Source organism: Thioclava sp. DLFJ4-1 (genome assembly GCF_002020145.1).
Lineage (GTDB): Bacteria > Pseudomonadota > Alphaproteobacteria > Rhodobacterales > Rhodobacteraceae > Thioclava > Thioclava sediminum.
Map to the genome: position 1 here is coordinate 62,605 of NZ_MPZT01000002.1, position 16,348 is coordinate 78,952.

Here is a 16,348-nt window from a genome sequence, read left to right on the forward strand (position 1 = left end):
GGTTTTTCCTGTCCCCGGAGCGTCAGGCCCTACCCCGTATCTCCGGAAATGAAAAAGGCCGGAACGCGTACGTCCGGCCCCTTCCAATTCGATGTTACCCGAAATTAGTTGTTCGAGGCTGCGACAGCAACGCCGAGCAGCAGCAGAACCGGGATGATGATGCCGGCGTTCGAGGACGACGACTGCTCAACCACAACGGGCTCGGGCTCGACGACCGGAGCGGTGTAGCCGCCAGCAAAAGCGGTCGAACCGGTGAGGCCGAGGGCCAGGGCGATGGTAGCGATCTTTTTCATAGTAATCTCCGTCATTACCGTAGGGAGCCGCCGGACTTTTCTGGCAGCTTCCCGGCGAGACTTACACAGCTTCCCAGGATTGCAAAGAGTGAAATACACGGCCCATTCACGCAGAGGCGAAGACTGTTGCACTTTGGCACTTTTCTTGCATGAAATGCCCAGAATTCGTGTCTAACGCGGCACAGGCTACCATTCCGCGCTTCTGGAGCGACGCGGATTCTGAGAAGAATTACGAGAACTTGTCCGGAACCGGCTTGCAATTTCGCCGCCCGGGAATCAAGGCACCGACACAGCACAGGCAAGGACGAGAATATGAAAATCGCGATGATCGGCACGGGCTATGTTGGCCTTGTTTCGGGGGTGTGTTTCTCCGATTTCGGCCATGAAGTCGTTTGCGTCGACAAGAACCCCGCGAAGATCGAAATGCTCGAGGGCGGCCGCGTGCCGATCTACGAGCCGGGGCTCGACGAATTGATGGTGAAGAACGTCGAAGGCGGACGTCTTTCCTTCACCACCGATCTCAAGGCTGCGGTCGCCGGCGCCGATGCGGTCTTCATCGCGGTCGGCACGCCGACGCGGCGCGGCGACGGCCATGCGGATCTGACCTATGTGATGGCCGCCGCCGAGGAGATCGCCAACGCGATGACCGGCTATGCGGTGATCGTGACGAAATCGACCGTGCCGGTGGGCACCAACCGTCAGGTCGCTGAAGTCGTGCGCAAGACCCGCCCCGATATCGAGTTCGACGTGGCCTCGAACCCCGAATTCCTGCGCGAAGGCGCGGCGATCGACGATTTCATGCGGCCCGACCGGGTCGTCGTCGGCACCACCTCGGAGAAGGCCGAAGCCGTGATGGGCGAGATCTACCGCCCGCTCTTCCTGCGCGAATTCCCGATCCTCTATACCGATCTGGAAACCGCCGAGATGATCAAATACGCGGCCAACGCGTTCCTCGCGACGAAGATCACCTTCATCAACGAGATCGCACGGCTCTGCGAGAAGACCGGCGCGGATATCAAGCAGGTCTCGCGCGGCATGGGGCTCGACGGTCGGATCGGCAACAAGTTCCTCCATGCGGGCCCGGGCTATGGCGGTTCGTGCTTCCCGAAGGATACGGCGGCGCTGGCGCGGATCGGTCAGGACTATTCCTGTCCGATGGAGATCGTCGAAACCGTCATCAAGGTGAATGACGACATCAAGCGTCGGATGATCGAGAAGGTCGTCGATCTCTGCGGCGGCTCGGTCAACGGCAAGACGATCGCGGTCTATGGCGTGACCTTCAAGCCGAACACCGACGACATGCGCGAGGCCCCTGCCCTGACCATCGTGCCCGCGCTCGTGGGCGGCGGCGCGAAGGTGCGCGTGGTCGATCCGCAGGGCAAGCGCGAGGGCGAAGCGCTGCTGCCGGGCGTGTCCTGGATGGACGATGCCTATGCGGCAGCCGAGAAGGCCGATTGCGTGGTGATCCTGACCGAGTGGAACGAGTTCCGCGCGCTCGACCTGAACAAGCTGGCCGCGACGATGGAGACCGCGCGCATGGCCGACCTGCGCAACATCTACGCCGAGAAGGACGTCAGGAAGGCGGGCTTCGAGGATTACGTGGCGGTCGGGCGGTAAGCCCTGACGGCATAGAAATCGATCCGGGAGGGGGCTCTGCCCCCGTCACCGGAGGGCGACAAAACTTAAGAGGGAGGGGGCTCTGCCTCCGTCGCCGGAGGGCGACATAACTTAAGAGGGAGGGGGCTCTGCCCCCGCCCTTCGGGCCCCCCGGGATATTTTTCCCAAGAGGAAGGGTCAGCCGCTCAGGCCACCTGCCCTGCGGCCCAGCCGGACGCCCAGGCCCACTGGAAGTTGTAGCCGCCGAGCCAGCCGGTGACGTCCACCACTTCACCGATGAAATAGAGCCCCGGCACCTGCTTCGCCTGCATCGTCTTTGCATCGAGCGCATCGGTCGACACGCCGCCCAGCGTGACCTCCGCCGTGCGATACCCTTCCGAGCTGACCGGCCGCACCTGCCAGCGATGGATCTGATCGTCGAGCTTGGCGAGGTCCTTGTTCGATTGCTCGGCCAGCCGCCCCGATAGCTTCGCCTCCGCCACCACGAAATGCGCGAGCTTCTCCGGCAGATGCCGCGCGAGCGCATTGTGCAGCGCCTGCCGGCCCGCCGCGTCGCGCTGCTCCGACAGGGCCGCCGCGATGTCATTGCCCGGCGCCAGATCGATCTTGAGCGTGTCGCCCTCGCGCCAATAGCTGGAGATTTGCAGGATGGCGGGCCCTGACAGCCCGCGATGGGTGAACAGCAGATCCTCGGCGAAATGCGTCTTGCCGAGGCGCAGATCGACGGGCCGCGCGAGACCCGACAGCGTCGCGGTGCGCGCCAGATCCTGCTCGGCGAAGGTCAGCGGCACCAGAGCGGGTCGCGTTTCCACGATATCGAGGCCGAATGTCTGCGCGATTTCGTAGCCGAGGCTGGACGCGCCCATCTTCGGGATCGACTTGCCGCCCGTCGCCACGATCACCGAAGCCGCGCGGATCGGGCCTTGCGAGGTTGTGACGAGGAAGCCGTCGCCCGCGCGCTCCACCCGCTCGATCTCCGTCTCGAGCGAGAGCACGCCCCCTGCCGCGCGCAGATCGCGCAGCAGCAGGTCGATGATCTGCGTCGCCTTCCCGTCGCAGAAGAGCTGCCCCAGATGCTTCTCGTGCCAGGCGATCCCCGCCGCATCGAGCCGCGCGATGAAATCCGCGGGCGTGTAGCGCGACAGCGCCGAGAGCGCGAAGCGGGGATTGCGCGACAGGAATCGTTCGGTCGCGTTTTGCCGGGTCAGCAGACGGTTGGTGAAGTTGCACCGCCCGCCGCCAGAGATTCGAATCTTCTCGCCTGGGCGCCGCGCATGGTCGAGCACCCGCACCGAGCGCCCGCGCCGCGCCGCCTCGATCCCGGCCATCAGCCCGGCAGCCCCTGCGCCCAGCACTAAAACATCGCAATTTTCCATGCCACCTCGCTTGCCGTAGCGGCGCGTGACGCGCAATCGAAATTTGTCGGATTTTCCTCTTGAAGCCCCGCGCCCACTTGGCTACATACCCCCCCACGTTGGGGCGTAGCCAAGTGGTAAGGCACCGGTTTTTGGTACCGCGCACCGTAGGTTCGAATCCTACCGCCCCAGCCACTTTTCTCAGTAGAACTGAATTGTTTTAGGTTTCTCTGGCCGCTCAGGCCGTGAGATCGTCGTCTGCTTGGCTTGGTAACAGGCGGCGGCGACGCGACGTCTCCAGAGCTGCGCTCTCTCGACCCAAACGACGGCCACAAATCGCAGCCCCCTTCGCTCGAGGACGGACGGCTTCACTTCGCCGCCGGAATCACGCTGACCAACTATTCCAACCGGACCTTCATGTGGTCGCGCCGAACAACAGCTCGAACGCGTTTTCACAATTGAAAACGGCACCGTTTGGTGGCGCATGTCGGTCATCTAAGGGGAGGAGGAGGCGGTGACCTCAGGGAGGAGGAGAGAGGCCACCGCCAATTTCCGAGGCTCAGGGAGGAGGAGAGAGCCTCAGGAACTGTTGCAACGATTTGCTCGCTGCGTTGAAATCTTTTTCGCACAAATGCTGCGCCGCAGAAACAGCTTATTCGACATAGCCGCGCTGCGCCTTCCGCATAGCTGACGGCGGATCACGATCCGTGCTGCGGGGCACTGACCTCGGCCGACAGACCCGGAGCCAGTCGCTTGGCCTGCGGCTGATCGGGGTCGATCGCGATCCGTACCGGCACGCGCTGCGCGATCTTGGTGAAATTGCCCGTCGCATTGGAGCCCGACAGCAGGCTGAACTGCCCTGCCGTCGCGGGCGAGAACCGCTCGATATGGCCTTTGAATTGCGTCTTGCCCAGCGCGTCGACGGTGAAAGTCACCGGCTCGCCCATCTGCAGCCCCGCAAGCTGGGTCTCCTTGTAATTCGCGATCAGCCAGAGATCGGAGGGCACGAGCGACACCAGCGTCGATCCGGCGCTGACGAATTTGCCGACTCGCGCCGAGACCTGGCCCAGTCGCCCATCCTCGGGCGCACGGATCACCGCGTGATCGAGCGCCACCTGCGCCGCATCGAGTGCGGCCTGAGCTGCATCGGTTTTCGCGGCGAGCGAGCGTTTGTTCAACTGTGCCGTCTGCACCGCCTGCTCGGCCACGTCGATGGCGCTTTGCGCCTCCTGTACGCCCGCCTTCGCCTGATCGAGCGTAAGCTGCGCCTGATCGGCATCCGATTGCGAGACATAACTTTTCTTCGTCAGTTTTGACGCCCGGTCCCGCGCGGTCTGCGCCGTGGCTTGAGCTGCTTTCGCCGAGGCGAGCGAAGCCTGCTTAGCCTCGAGCGTAGCTTTCGCCGAATTCACCGCCTGCGCCCCGTTCGACTGCGCGGCCTTCGCCGTCTCGAGCGCAGCCTGCGCCTGCTCCACCGCCGCTTTCAGCGCACGATCATCCAGCCGCACCAGCACGTCGCCTTTCTTGACCTCTTCGAAATCACTGACCGGCACCGCCGTGACCTCGGCCGCGACCTGCGCAGAGATCGGGGTGACCTTGCCTTGCAGATAGGCATTGTCGGTCCAGGCAACGTCAGAGCGGAACGGCGGCAGGCGCCATGCATAGAGCACGGTCGCGACACCGGCGAGCGCAATGAGAAGGATCAGGGCGGAAGCGAGATAGCGGCGGGTCTGTGACATCGGATCAACTCGTAGAAACAGGGGTGGAGGGCGTGAGGCGCAGGCGCGGGAGGGGCCAGCTTCGGTGCAGGGCGACATGGGCGATCAGCCCGGCCAAGGCCGCCAGCGCGAACCAGAACACGGCGCGGAACGCATCGTCATAGGCGAGAATTGTGGCCTGCTGCTGCACCGTAGAGGCGACGGAAGACAGCGCGGCCCCTGCCCGCGCACCGGCATCCGCAGTCTGGCTGCCCAGCGATGCGGCACTCTGCGCGAGGGTCTGGCTCAACATCGGGTTGTCGGCCGAGATCTGCGGCGAAAGCTGCGCCATGTGATAGGCGGTGCGGTCGATCACCAAGCTCCGGAACAGACCGGAGCCGATGACCCCGCCGATGGATTGCGTGGCCAGAAACAGCACGACGAAGCTCAGCAGGTAATGCGGCCCCTTCGCGAACGCAGCTCCCAGCCCTTTCGCCATCGCAGGCGGTAGAAACAGGATACCGGCAAAGCCGATCATCGCTTGGCTGAGATACATCTGCTCGGGCCCGGTGAGCGCGGTCGATTGCGAGTCGAGCCACGCCCCTGCCGCGATCAGCACCAGCGCAATCCCGTGGAACAGCGGCGCGCGCGCTCCGCTATTGGTCAGCATCAGGACACCGGTCGCGGCCAGCATCGACAGCGCGATGATCCCGAACAGCAGTTGCTCCTGCCCGGGCTGCAGCCCCATCGTGCGTAGGAAACCGACTGCGCCCGCGTTCTGCTCGGCCAGCGCGATGCGGAACACCAGCAGGGTCCCCGCCAGATGCAGGATCGGCGGACTTAGCAGCCAATGGAAATCGATCAGCGGATTGGCCCGCTGCATTTCGATCAGCACCGCGCCCGCGACCATCACGATCGCAGCGACGAGCGCCACGCCCAGCCATTCGGTCTGCGTCCAGTAGTCGAGCGCACCGAACATGAAGACGCTGGTGAATGCACCGAAGCCAACCGCGAGCAGACTGAAAGAAACGAAATCGAGCGGCTTGAGAACCTTTTGCAGCGGGCGCGGCGTCAGTGGCAGCGCGAAGATCAGTGCCAGCGCCACCAGCGCCATGCCCATCTGGAACAGGCTCACCGCGTGCCAACTGGCATTCGCGGTGAGTTCGGGCAACAGCACCCGCGCCAAGGGCCTGCCCACCATGATCATCGTCAGCACGGCGGGGATCGCGACCTTGAGGCGCTGAGCGGCGGGTATGGCCTCCAGCATGTAAAGAAAGCCGAGGCTCGACAACGGGGCTGCGGCACAGCCGCTCAGGAAGGCCACGATGACCGCGGAATGCAGATCGTCCACCCAGAGATTGAGCACCATCGCCAGCACGAAGCAGACGATCCCGACCTCGGCGAAGCGGCGCAGGCCGAACTGGTCACGGATGCGGATCAGCATCAGCGGCATCGAGGCGCGCGGCGCCATGAAGGCGGCCATCACCCAATAAGTGTGGTTCGTGGTTGCGTGCAGATCGCCCGCCAGCTGCGGCAGATTGGCCGAGACGAAGCCGGTCGCAAGCGACTGCGACAGGGCCACGAAGACGGCGGCGCTGGCATAGACGATCCGCTTGCCTGCGGAATGGTCGGGCTCCGCAGGCGCGGCGGGCTGGGGCGCGGCCTCCGGCTCGGCGGTCTCTGCCTCTGCGGACTCGTTTTGCGTGACCTCAGCCTCTTTGGCCGGGGCCGCCTCGGGCCGCGGCTCTGTCACCTCGGGGCGCGCAAGCTCGCGCAGCGCCGGGTCGCGCGGCGATACCGGTTCGGCGGCCGTCGGACGCGCATCCGGGCCGTTGATGTCGCGAATCTGGGAATTCATTGGCCGCGCATCCTTTCGAGATTGGCCTGCATCCGCTCCATCGTCTTGCGGGCGCGGGCGACCTCGTCGGCGTCGATGCCGTCGTAGAGCTTCGCGCGAAGCGCCTCGACGAAGGTCTCGATCTCGGAGGCATTTGCGCGGGCATGTTCGGTGAGGAAAATCTGGCGGACGCGTTTGTCGTCGGGATCGGCGCGGCGCTCCACGAAATCGAGCTTTTCCAGCCCGTCGAGCGTCCGGTTCAGCGTCGGCGTCTCAATCGCCAGCGTCTCGGCCAGCTGCGTTTGGTTCAGCCCCTCGTCGCGGGAGATCGCAAGGATCGCCTGCGCCCGCGCGAAGGTCAGCCCCATGTCCCGCGCCTGCGCGTCGAACATCGCGCGCACCGACCGCGCCAGCAGCATCATCGTGCGCGTCAACTCGGCACGGTCGCGGCGGGCGGCTTCGGTGGGTGCGGATGTAATGGCGGCGCGGTCGGACATGGGGGCCTCGGGAATAAAGTTAGCCTGCTAACGTTTTCGTCCCATCCCACATATCCTCTGGGTCGCGAGGATCAACACAGGCAGCCCGCACAGGGGGCCGTGCGAAATTGCGAAAGCCCCCGGATCGCGCCGTGCATTCAGCGCGAGCGCTCAGGCGGAAAGCAAGGTCACAAGCCCGAGACCTGCGCCGACCAGCATGACGAGCGACAGCGTCACCGTCGCGATCACACGCGGCCCGGCGGCTGCCACCGCCCGCGCATCGACGCCAAGCCCCAGTGCCGCCATCGCGATCACCGTCAGGATGGACGCCCCCTGCCCCATCGGCGCGAGAGCCACCTCCGGCAGCGCCCCGGCAGAGCGCAGCACGATCATCCCGAGAAACCCGAGGATAAAGAGCGGCGGCATCAGCCCGCGCCGCACACGTCCCTCCGGCGTGACAGAGCGCCCGTCCACCGGCAGATGCGGCGCGAGAAGCGACAGAACCACCGTGATTGGCCCCAGCATCAGGACGCGCACCAGCTTCACCAGCGTGCCGAGCTGAATCGCTGCGGCCCCCATCGGCGCTGCGGCAGCCAGAACCTGCGGCACCGCGTAGACGGTGATCCCCGACAGGATGCCATAGCCATGCACGCTCATCCCCGCGACATGGCCGACGACCGGCAGCAGCAGAACCACCGCGACGCCTAGCACGGCGGTGAACGCGATTGCGGCACTGACATCGTCGCTGTCGGCGTCGATCACCGGGGCGACGGCGGCGATGGCGGAATTGCCGCAGATACCGTTGCCGCAGGCGATCAGAAGCGCCATGCGGGCCGGTAGGCGCAGGGCCCGCCCCAGCAAGTAGGCGGCGGGCACCATCAGCGCGACCACCGCGACGATGCCCCCCAGTAGGCCCGGCCCGACCGATAGAAGCGTCTGCGCACTCACCGAAGCGCCAAGCAACACGATCGCGATCTCCAGCACCGTCTTGGCCGCGAAACGGATGCCGGCATCGAAACGCGCAGGCGGCGTCCAGAGGGAGCGCACCACCGCACCGATGAGGATCGCCAACACCAGCGGTTCCAGCCATGCCGCGCCGAACAGCGCGTGCTCAGCCAAACCGCCCAAGGCCGCGAGCGCGGCGACAGCGGCGCTTAGCGCAAGCCCCGGCGCGAAGGCGCGAAGCGCAAGCCGCGGGCGGGAAAGGCTGCAGGCAAGGGTCGAATGGTGCGGCACGGTGGCCTCCTATCGTCAGGTCTTGCCCTGTATTTGCCCGCGCCAATTCATTCTTCAAACGAAATGTTTTTGTCGATATGATCGGTTTTATCGATCATTTGAGCCTGAGACACGCATGACCCCCGAACAACTCCGCGTTTTCGTCGCGGTCGCGGAAGAGCAGCACATGACCCGCGCCGCCGCCCGGCTGAACATGACGCAATCGACGGCCTCAGCCGCCATTGCGGCGCTTGAGGCGCGTCATGAGATCAAGCTGTTCGACCGGATCGGACGGGGAATTTCACTGACCGAGGAGGGCCGCGCCTTTCTACCCGAGGCGCGCGCGGTGCTGGCGCGGTTTGCCGAGGCGGAGGCGATGCTGGCCGAGACCCGCGGCCTCGAACGCGGACATATCCGCCTGATCGCCAGCCAGACCATCGCGGGCTACTGGCTGCCGCCCTACCTTGCCGCTTTCCGGCAAGCCCGCCCGGGGATCGAGGTCACGCTGGAAATCGGCAACACGCAGGAGGCAGCGGAACGCCTGCGCGCGGGCCTGCACGATCTCGCGCTGGTCGAGGGCGATGTCGAGGATGCGAAGCTGGAGCGGGTTCAGATCGGGGCGGATCGGCTGATGCTGGTCAGCGCCGCGCCGCCCCCCGGCAAGCTGGATGCGCGCGCGCTGAGCGCGGCGAGTTGGGTGCTGCGCGAGCCGGGCTCTGGCACGCGCTCTACCGCGGAAGCGGCCCTCGCCGATCTGGGTGTCGCGCCGCACGCGCTCTCAGCGGCGCTGGTCCTGCCCTCGAACGAGGCGGTGCTGAGCGCGGTCGAGGCTGGGGCCGGGATCACCATTCTCTCGGCCCATGTCGTCGCGCGGTCGCTGAGCCTTGGAACGGTGCAGGACTGGGAGCTGCACCTCGCGCCGCGGCCCTTCTATGCGCTGCGTCACCGCGACCACCATGTCAGCCACGCCACGCGCGACCTGCTGGCACGGATCGATCAGTCCCAGCTCGACGATCTCACTCGGACGGAATGAACCAATTCGCGAGCTTCGCCTCGATCTCCGAGGGAAGCGCAGGCTTCGGGCAGACAGCCGCGCCGGGATACCGCTCGCGCAGCTGATTGGCCTCGGCATGGCCGGAATGGAACAGGAGCGGTACGCCCGCCTTGTGAAGATGATCGGCCAGTTCGTAGACTTCGCCATCGGCCAGCATCACGTCGAGGATCGCAGCGCCCGGAAGACGCTCGCGGACCAGGTCCAGCCCCGCGCGCACGGTGGCGCACGGCCCCCAGACCTCCATCCCGAGATCCTCGAGCATGAACTGAAGATCAAGCGCGACGACGGCTTCATCTTCGACAAGGAGCACCTCGCTCGGTGCTTTCTCAGTCAGCGTCGCCATCGATTTCATGCGCGAAGATAATCCTGTTGCAACGGCTTTCCGGTGTCTGACGCGTGTCGACCCGCGCCGATATCTGGCTCGCGGAAATATCGACCAACGTCGAGCCGAAGCCCTGTTTGTTGGTGTCGAGTTGCAACGCTTCACGGTACCGCTCGTTCCACGAAAGTATCACGGTATCGTCGTTTTCCATCGACCATGTGATCTCGAGATCACCCTCTCGCGGCCCCAATACCCCATATTTTGCGGCATTAGTGCTCCATTCGTGGAAAATCAGCGCAAGAGCCGTCAGGTGATGCGTCGGCACATCAACCTCCGGCCCATCGATCAGAAATTTCGACGGGTCGTCATAGGGGGCCAGAGTCGTCTCGATCACCTCGCGCAGTGGGATCGCCGCACCAGAGGTGCGAGTGCGGGCCAGATCATGCGAGCGCGCCAGCGCGTTGATCCGCTGGCCGACATCTTCGACCAACTCGCGCGGGCTGGCCGCCGAACGCCCCGCGATGCGCAGCATGCCCGAGACGATGGAGAACAGGTTCTTCACCCGGTGGTTCATCTCGCGCAGCATCAGCTCGCGCATCTGCGCCGCCTCTTCATCGGCGGTGATATCGACGCTGAGCCCCAGCAGGCGGTTTTCATTCCCCTCGCCCATCGTGCGACCCGTTGCGCGCAGATGGCGCTTCGTGCCGGAGGGGAGGTCGAGCTCGTAATCGACTTCCAGTTCGGAACCAGTCTCGCGGGCCTCGCGCACCGCCTGTTCGACACGCGCACGGTCATGCTCTGCGATGCGTTCGAAGAACCGCTCGATCGGATAGGTTCCGGCCGCTTCGAGTTCGAAGAAGGCGGCGACGGATTCGTCGATTTCAACGTCTCCGCTCGGCTCGATAATCGACCAGACCCCGATCTGCGCGATTTCCAGCGCGAGTTGCAGCCGCTCGCCCTTCTGCGTCAGCTCGGTCTCGAGGCGCAGTGCCTCGGTGATGTCGGTGAAGACGAGCGTCGCACCTTCCACATCGCCGCGCGAATTCAGATACGGCGTCGCGGAGAGCGACCAGACCTTGCCCAGTTCGGTGGACTTGACCCGGCGCGGCCGCGGCAATTCGCCCTCAAGGATCGTATTGATCAGTTCGATCATCACCTCGGGCGTGTCGAGCAGGTTCTGGATGTCGTCGAGCGGACGTCCACGGTCACTGCCGCGCAGGCGGATCATCTCGCTCGCGCCATCGGTGAAGTTGCGCAGGCGCTGCTTGCGATCGACCGTCACCAGCGCATGCAGCTTGGAATCGAAGATGTTGCGCAGATCGGCATTCGCGGTCGAAAGCTCCTCGACCTTGGTCTTGAGTTCGTCATTGACCGTCGCGAGCTCTTCGTTTGTCGATTGCAACTCCTCGTTCATCGACATCATTTCCTCGTTCGAGGATTTCAGCTCTTCGTTGGCGGTCTCCAGCTCTTCGACCGTCGTGCGCAGGCGGTTGCGGGTCGCGCGCAACTCGGCCTCGAGCACCTGCACATGGCTTTCTGACGGCGCAATCTCGTCGAAATCATATTCGTCCAGCGCTTCGAACGGGCCACGGTCGCGGAAGACGATCAGCAGCGTATCGTCGGAAAGCGGATCGGCCAGCACATCGACGCGCTGCCGCCCGGTTTCCGAGATCACCTCGACGTCGCGCACGATCTTGCGCGTGCCAAGCTCCGCCGACTCGCGGATCACGGCGGAGAGCGCCTCGCGCAGGCCCGCCCGCGCGAGCGATTGTGCATAGCCCTGCCCGGTCTCGGACGGGTCGATCTCAAGATACTTGCCCAAGCGCCCCGTGGCGGCGAGGATCGCCCCGTCGCGATCGACATTCAGCGTCGCGGGCGCATAAAGATCGAGGATACGATTACTGGCCAAGGTCGTGTTCCAGTCTTTGGTTCTTCTGTCAGTCGTCTTCGGTCGGAGTGGCGCAAGTCGCGCATGAGGGTCGGAGCGCATCGGCAGTTCGGTCGGATAAGGAGACCGGGGCCCTATGCTGCGGAAGATGCGCATCGCGCCATCTATGGGATCGAAAAGTTCCTCATGCCGCCCGATCGTCTCGGAGGGGCCGAGGAAGAGAACGCCCCCTGGATTGAGCGCGTAATGGAAGATAGGCAGGGCCCGCGCCTGCAACTTCTCTCCGAAATAGATCAGCAGATTGCGGCACGACACCAGGTCGAGCCGCGAGAACGGCGGGTCCTTGATCAGCGAGTGCGGCGAGAAGCGCACCCGGTCACGCAGCGCGGCGGTGATCTGGAAATTGCCCTCGCGCCCGATTGTGTAGAGATCGCGGTATCTTTCGGGCAAGTCGAGCAGGACCGAGACCGGGTACCGCCCCTCACGCGCGATCGCGAGCATCCGTTCGTCGATATCGGTGGCGAAGATCTGAAAATCGATTTCCTTGTCGCTCGCATGGATCGCCCGGTCGATGAGCATCGCCAGCGTGTAGGCTTCCTCGCCGCTCGAACAACCCGGCACCCAGATGCGCAGCGCGCCGCCATCATCGGCCTTCTCGACCATCGGCTTGATCGCCGTCTCGTTGAGCGCTTCGAAATGCGCACTGTCCCGGAAGAAGCGGGTGACGTTGATCAGCAGGTCACCCAGCAGCGCCAGAGGCTCGTCCTCTTCGCGCTCGAGCCGTTCGAGATATTCGCGCGGGTGCAGAATGCCCACCACCTGCATCCGGCGCTGAATCCGACGCTCGAGGGTCGAGCGCTTGTATTGCGCGAAGTCATGTCCGGTCAGACGGTTCAGCGCAGCACAGATCTCATCGAGCGTTCCGGAAACCGGCGGCGCCGTGTTGACCTGATCCGGATCGACATTGCGGAATTCGGTGATCCGCGCGATCACGTCGGAGGGCGCGCTGACCACATCGACCATCCCGGTCGCGACCGCCGAATTCGGCATGGAATCGTAACGCGCCGTTGCATCCTGCGCGATGCAGAATCCGCCATGCTCCTTCACCGCGCGCAGCCCGACGGAGCCATCCGTGCCGGTGCCCGAGAGGATCACGCAGACCGCGCGGCGCCCGAGGTCCTGCCCCAGCGACACGAAGAAATCGTCGATCGGACGGCGCAGACCACGGGGCTGGGCGAATTCCGAAAGCTTCAGACGCCCGTTTTCGACCTCCAGCCCGTAGCCCGGCGGGATCGTGTAGACATGCCCGGCCTCCAGCTTCGCGCCATCTTCGGCCTGCAACACTTCAAGCGAGGTCGACCGGCCGAGCAATTCCGCCAGAAGCGACTCGTGGTTCGGATCGAGATGCTGAACCACGACATAGGCGCTGGGGTCATCCACCCGCGCAGGCTCCAGCAGATCGCGAAGCGCTTCAAGCCCACCAGCGGAGGCGCCGATGCCGACAACGTATAGATCCTCGGGGGCGTCCGTCACTGCACGGCCCGCCGATCCGCGCAGCGCGCGTCCAAAAGGGCGCGGCCTGCGCGCCCTTCTCTATAGTTCTCTTTGCAGTTCATCCGGAGATCGGTGTCACTAGCCTCAGAGCCCTGCAATAACATTTGACATAGTACTGAACACATAACCGTGGCCGCAGCCATTCTTAGCCCTCGCGGTAGATAATCGTGGCCATTGTGGAGAGACTCTCCGACAGAACCTTGGCAGAGCCGATCATCGCAAGGCCGAATCCGCGCGACATCGCGGCGAGATCGTCGGCATTGCGCAGCAGGCTCTCGTCATGCGCAGCGATGTCGACCTTCACGTTCTGACGTTCTGCCGCGGAGGTCAGGTCGAACTGCGACCCGAGGAACAAGCGCGTATCGCCATTGGCCTCGCGCAGACGCGTCATGAACACGAAATTCTGGAATGTCTCGCCATTCGCGCGGCTGTTGGTGACGCGGAAACGGCCCGCGGAAATGTCCTCGTCGTCGATGAATTCCCGCATAGCAGAGCGTTCTTCCTCGGTTGCGGCCCCAGCCTGCAGGAAGCGGCAGTTCTGCCCCAGCACCTCTTCAGCGGAATACCCGGTCAGATTGAGAAACGCCTGATTCACGTAGACAAGCGGCACATCCTCACGATCGGCCGCGGCAATGGTCAGCGCGACATTCGACTTGTCGCAATAGCTGACCAGCGCATCTGGCAGTTCGTAATCTGTGTAAACGGGCATGAAGCCTCCGCTGCGTTTGAGAAAACAAGATTGATCATTGCGCGGAAAAGTCCAGCGCGCGAGGCGAAATACCACCGTTAACCGATTTGAAGGGGGGGATGGTACCGCCTCCCCGGCTTGAACGGGGGACCTCTGGATCCACAATCCAGCGCTCTAACCAACTGAGCTAAGGCGGCACTGGCGCGGGATTTAGCCCCCTCGCGCGCGGAATGCAAGTGTCCGATGACGAGAAATTCGCACCAAGTCTTGCCTGCGCACGTCGCGGGGGTTAGGTGCATTTTCCATCCAACCTCTCAGGAGTTTTCGATGAGCATCGACAAGGAAAGCGACATCTCCGCGAATCTGCAAATCGGCCCGACCTCGCTCGGAATGGTGCGGATCTATGTCGAGGGCGAAGGCGTCGAGCTACCGCTCGATTTCGATCCCGACGAGGCGATGGAAATCGCCGAAGAACTGCAGGCCGCCGCGGAAGCCGCACGCGAAATGAGCAAGGGCGGCAAGGGCAAGAAGCGCTGAGCCTCAAAATCCGGGCGGAATCGCGCCCGGATCGCACAGCCGCTGCAACCGCCGTGCCGACGCGCGCGCGAAATCGAGCGTCAGCGCCTTGCGCCGCGCCGGCGCAAGCTTGGACAGCGGCGCCTCGCGGATCATCTCGGCCCCGTAGCCATCCGCGATGAACAACCCCGTCCCCTCGGGCAGAAGATCCGTGGGGAAATCCTGATCCACCGCCCAGAAATAGCGGTCGCACCACTCCAGATAGCCGTCCCATTTCCGATCCGAGGTGAAATCGGCACGGCTCGACTTGCACTCCACGATCCAGATTTCGCCCTTCCGGTCGATCGCCATCAGATCGGCGCGCAGCCTTGGGCGCAGCACCATTTCCGGCAAACTGTCGAGCCCCAGCTCGGACAGCGCGCGGGCCGTGCCACGCGCGAGCACCTGGCCCGGCTGAAGTTCGGAAAGCGGAATCTGCGTCATGCGGACAAACATGAACGAAGTGTGAACAAAAGTCCAGTCGCCCTGCATGCGCGCCCTTCTCCGCCGCACCTGGGGCGCGCGAGACGCGCTGTTCATTCTCCCCCCTTGTCGGAACCCGATTTCACCCCTATCTGGGGGTCTGACGGTTACTGCTCTTTCTGTGAAAGACCCTTTTCCAGTGGCCTATACCATTCCTGAGGGAGCTGGCTCTGCCGGGGTCCTGGCCTCGGTATCTGGCGCCCACCTGACTTTTCAGGTCTCCGGGAACTCTCGTCTACACGTCTGCTGCGGTTTCCGTCACTCCATCCATCGCAAGACAGCAAAAAGCCCCGCCGGATCGGTCGGGGCTTTTGTCGTCTCGGGACGTGGATGCGTTCAGCGGCGAAGCTGCATCTGCTGGCGCGACTTGGGCGTATCGACCGGAACCGGGATCGCCAGATGCTCGGCCGCCATATCGGTGGGGATGCCGTCGCGTTTGCCGCCGCCGGAGCTGTCGTCATCCTCGGCCATGCGCATCACCGCAATCGCGAATTGGACGCCGGAGAAGACGATCGTGTTGAATACGATCAGCAGCGCCATCGCGATATAGCCGATATCGGACGTGAAGATCAGATGGCGAAGATTGCCGACATTGAAGCCGAGAAGAAGGCCAACGAAGGCAAGCGCGATGAAGAAGCCGATGACGACGTTCTTGATGTAGAGCCGGACCAGTTCGGGCATGAAAAATCCTCCTGCTTATCTCACAATCTAGTGCATATTCCCAAGTTTCAAACAGGGAAACGGGCGGCGAATGCGAGATAAGCGGGGGTTTGCCCGTGGCATGGTGTCGCGAGTGAGCGCGCTCAGAACGCGTCGGGCTGCAGCGCGCGCGCCATGTGATCGAGCACCGCGTTGACGAATTTCGGCTCCTTGCCTTCGGGGAAGAAGGCCCGGGCCACATCGACGAACTCGGTGATGACGACGCGCGGCGGCGTCGCGGGGGTGATCAGCTCGGCCCCGGCCGCGCGGAACAGCGCGCGCAGCACCGGGTCGATCCGGTCGATCGGCCATTTCGCGACCAGCGCGCGGTCGGTCGCCTGGTCGATCTTCGCCTGCCAGGTCACCGCATCGTCGATCAGACGGCGGAACAGGTCGAGATTGCCCTCGGCCATTTCGGTGCCGTCTTCATCCACGGCGCCAAAGCGGAAATCCTCGAACTCGCGGCGCACCTTGTCGGCGCCCTGCCCGGCCGCTTCCATCTGAAACAGCGCCTGAACCGCGTAAAGACGCGAGGCGGATTTCATCTGGCGCTTCTCCTCTTGGGTGAGCTTGCGCGGTTTCGGTGCGTCTTGGGGCGCGTCGGAGGAGGCGTCG

15 protein-coding genes and 2 tRNA genes are annotated in these 16,348 nt (G+C 64.2%); 4 read left to right on the forward strand and 13 right to left on the reverse strand.

Features of this window, described 5'->3' with window-relative positions:
- Positions 1–104 precede the first annotated feature (104 nt).
- Complete coding sequence (locus tag BMI85_RS05365) at positions 105–293, reverse strand: hypothetical protein (protein WP_172976163.1); 189 nt, start codon at positions 291–293, stop codon at positions 105–107.
- 312 nt (positions 294–605) lie between these two features.
- On the opposite strand from BMI85_RS05365, the gene BMI85_RS05370 reads away from it, so the two are divergent.
- The gene (locus tag BMI85_RS05370) at positions 606–1,910 is read left to right on the forward strand and encodes a UDP-glucose/GDP-mannose dehydrogenase family protein (protein ID WP_078600006.1); all 1,305 of its coding nucleotides are present in this window, start codon (positions 606–608) and stop codon (positions 1,908–1,910) included.
- A 185-nt stretch (positions 1,911–2,095) separates the two neighbouring features.
- On the opposite strand, the gene BMI85_RS05375 is transcribed toward BMI85_RS05370, so the two are convergent.
- Entirely contained in the window at positions 2,096–3,286 is a 1,191-nt protein-coding gene (locus BMI85_RS05375) for an NAD(P)/FAD-dependent oxidoreductase (RefSeq protein ID WP_078600008.1), read from the reverse strand.
- A gap of 99 nt (positions 3,287–3,385) precedes the next feature.
- Here BMI85_RS05375 and BMI85_RS05380 point away from each other — a divergent pair.
- Positions 3,386–3,460 (forward strand) — tRNA-Gln (locus BMI85_RS05380).
- A 503-nt stretch (positions 3,461–3,963) separates the two neighbouring features.
- Here the strand turns inward: BMI85_RS05380 and BMI85_RS05385 are convergent.
- From BMI85_RS05385 to BMI85_RS05400, 4 genes are all read right to left on the reverse strand, one after another.
- Positions 3,964–5,004, reverse strand: a complete 1,041-nt coding sequence (locus tag BMI85_RS05385) for an HlyD family secretion protein (protein WP_078600010.1) — start codon at positions 5,002–5,004, stop codon at positions 3,964–3,966.
- Positions 5,005–5,008: 4 nt separating this feature from the next.
- On the reverse strand, positions 5,009–6,820 hold the full coding sequence (locus BMI85_RS05390) for a hypothetical protein (RefSeq protein WP_078600012.1): 1,812 nt from the start codon (positions 6,818–6,820) through the stop codon (positions 5,009–5,011).
- Positions 6,817–7,296: a MarR family transcriptional regulator gene (locus BMI85_RS05395; protein WP_078600014.1), complete on the reverse strand. Its 480-nt coding sequence runs from the start codon at positions 7,294–7,296 to the stop codon at positions 6,817–6,819. Before BMI85_RS05395 ends, BMI85_RS05390 begins: the two co-directional genes overlap by 4 nt.
- A 150-nt stretch (positions 7,297–7,446) precedes the next feature.
- On the reverse strand, positions 7,447–8,511 hold the full coding sequence (locus BMI85_RS05400) for a putative sulfate exporter family transporter (RefSeq protein ID WP_078600016.1): 1,065 nt from the start codon (positions 8,509–8,511) through the stop codon (positions 7,447–7,449).
- A gap of 115 nt (positions 8,512–8,626) precedes the next feature.
- Here BMI85_RS05400 and BMI85_RS05405 point away from each other — a divergent pair, with 115 nt between their 5' ends.
- Complete coding sequence (locus BMI85_RS05405; protein WP_078600018.1) at positions 8,627–9,523, forward strand: LysR substrate-binding domain-containing protein; 897 nt, start codon at positions 8,627–8,629, stop codon at positions 9,521–9,523.
- Here BMI85_RS05405 and BMI85_RS05410 read toward each other — a convergent pair.
- The 4 genes from BMI85_RS05410 to BMI85_RS05425 all read right to left on the reverse strand — a co-directional run bounded on the left by BMI85_RS05410 (position 9,507) and on the right by BMI85_RS05425 (position 14,193).
- A complete protein-coding gene (locus BMI85_RS05410) occupies positions 9,507–9,896 on the reverse strand; it encodes a response regulator (RefSeq protein ID WP_208409738.1) in 390 nt (129 codons plus the stop codon). The two genes, BMI85_RS05405 and BMI85_RS05410, sit on opposite strands and share 17 nt — an antisense overlap.
- Positions 9,871–13,287, reverse strand: a complete 3,417-nt coding sequence (locus BMI85_RS05415) for a CheR family methyltransferase (RefSeq protein WP_246832493.1) — start codon at positions 13,285–13,287, stop codon at positions 9,871–9,873. The genes BMI85_RS05410 and BMI85_RS05415 overlap by 26 nt, the downstream gene beginning before the upstream one ends.
- A 166-nt stretch (positions 13,288–13,453) precedes the next feature.
- Complete coding sequence (locus BMI85_RS05420; protein ID WP_078600024.1) at positions 13,454–14,017, reverse strand: PAS domain-containing protein; 564 nt, start codon at positions 14,015–14,017, stop codon at positions 13,454–13,456.
- A 99-nt stretch (positions 14,018–14,116) separates the two neighbouring features.
- Positions 14,117–14,193: transfer RNA gene (locus BMI85_RS05425), tRNA-His, on the reverse strand.
- Positions 14,194–14,323: 130 nt separating this feature from the next.
- Between BMI85_RS05425 and BMI85_RS05430 the strand changes: the two genes are divergently transcribed.
- Positions 14,324–14,533 carry a DUF6324 family protein gene (locus BMI85_RS05430; protein WP_078520339.1) on the forward strand — a complete coding sequence of 70 codons (210 nt, stop codon included), beginning with the start codon at positions 14,324–14,326 and terminating at the stop codon, positions 14,531–14,533.
- A 3-nt stretch (positions 14,534–14,536) separates the two neighbouring features.
- Here the strand turns inward: BMI85_RS05430 and BMI85_RS05435 are convergent, their stop codons facing one another.
- The 3 genes from BMI85_RS05435 to nusB form a co-directional block, all read right to left on the reverse strand.
- Positions 14,537–14,995, reverse strand: a complete 459-nt coding sequence (locus tag BMI85_RS05435) for an MmcB family DNA repair protein (RefSeq protein WP_078549754.1) — start codon at positions 14,993–14,995, stop codon at positions 14,537–14,539.
- A 375-nt stretch (positions 14,996–15,370) separates the two neighbouring features.
- Complete coding sequence (locus tag BMI85_RS05440; RefSeq protein ID WP_078520340.1) at positions 15,371–15,715, reverse strand: hypothetical protein; 345 nt, start codon at positions 15,713–15,715, stop codon at positions 15,371–15,373.
- Positions 15,716–15,837: 122 nt separating this feature from the next.
- Complete coding sequence (gene nusB, locus BMI85_RS05445) at positions 15,838–16,278, reverse strand: transcription antitermination factor NusB (protein WP_232621793.1); 441 nt, start codon at positions 16,276–16,278, stop codon at positions 15,838–15,840.
- Positions 16,279–16,348: the final 70 nt, after the last annotated feature.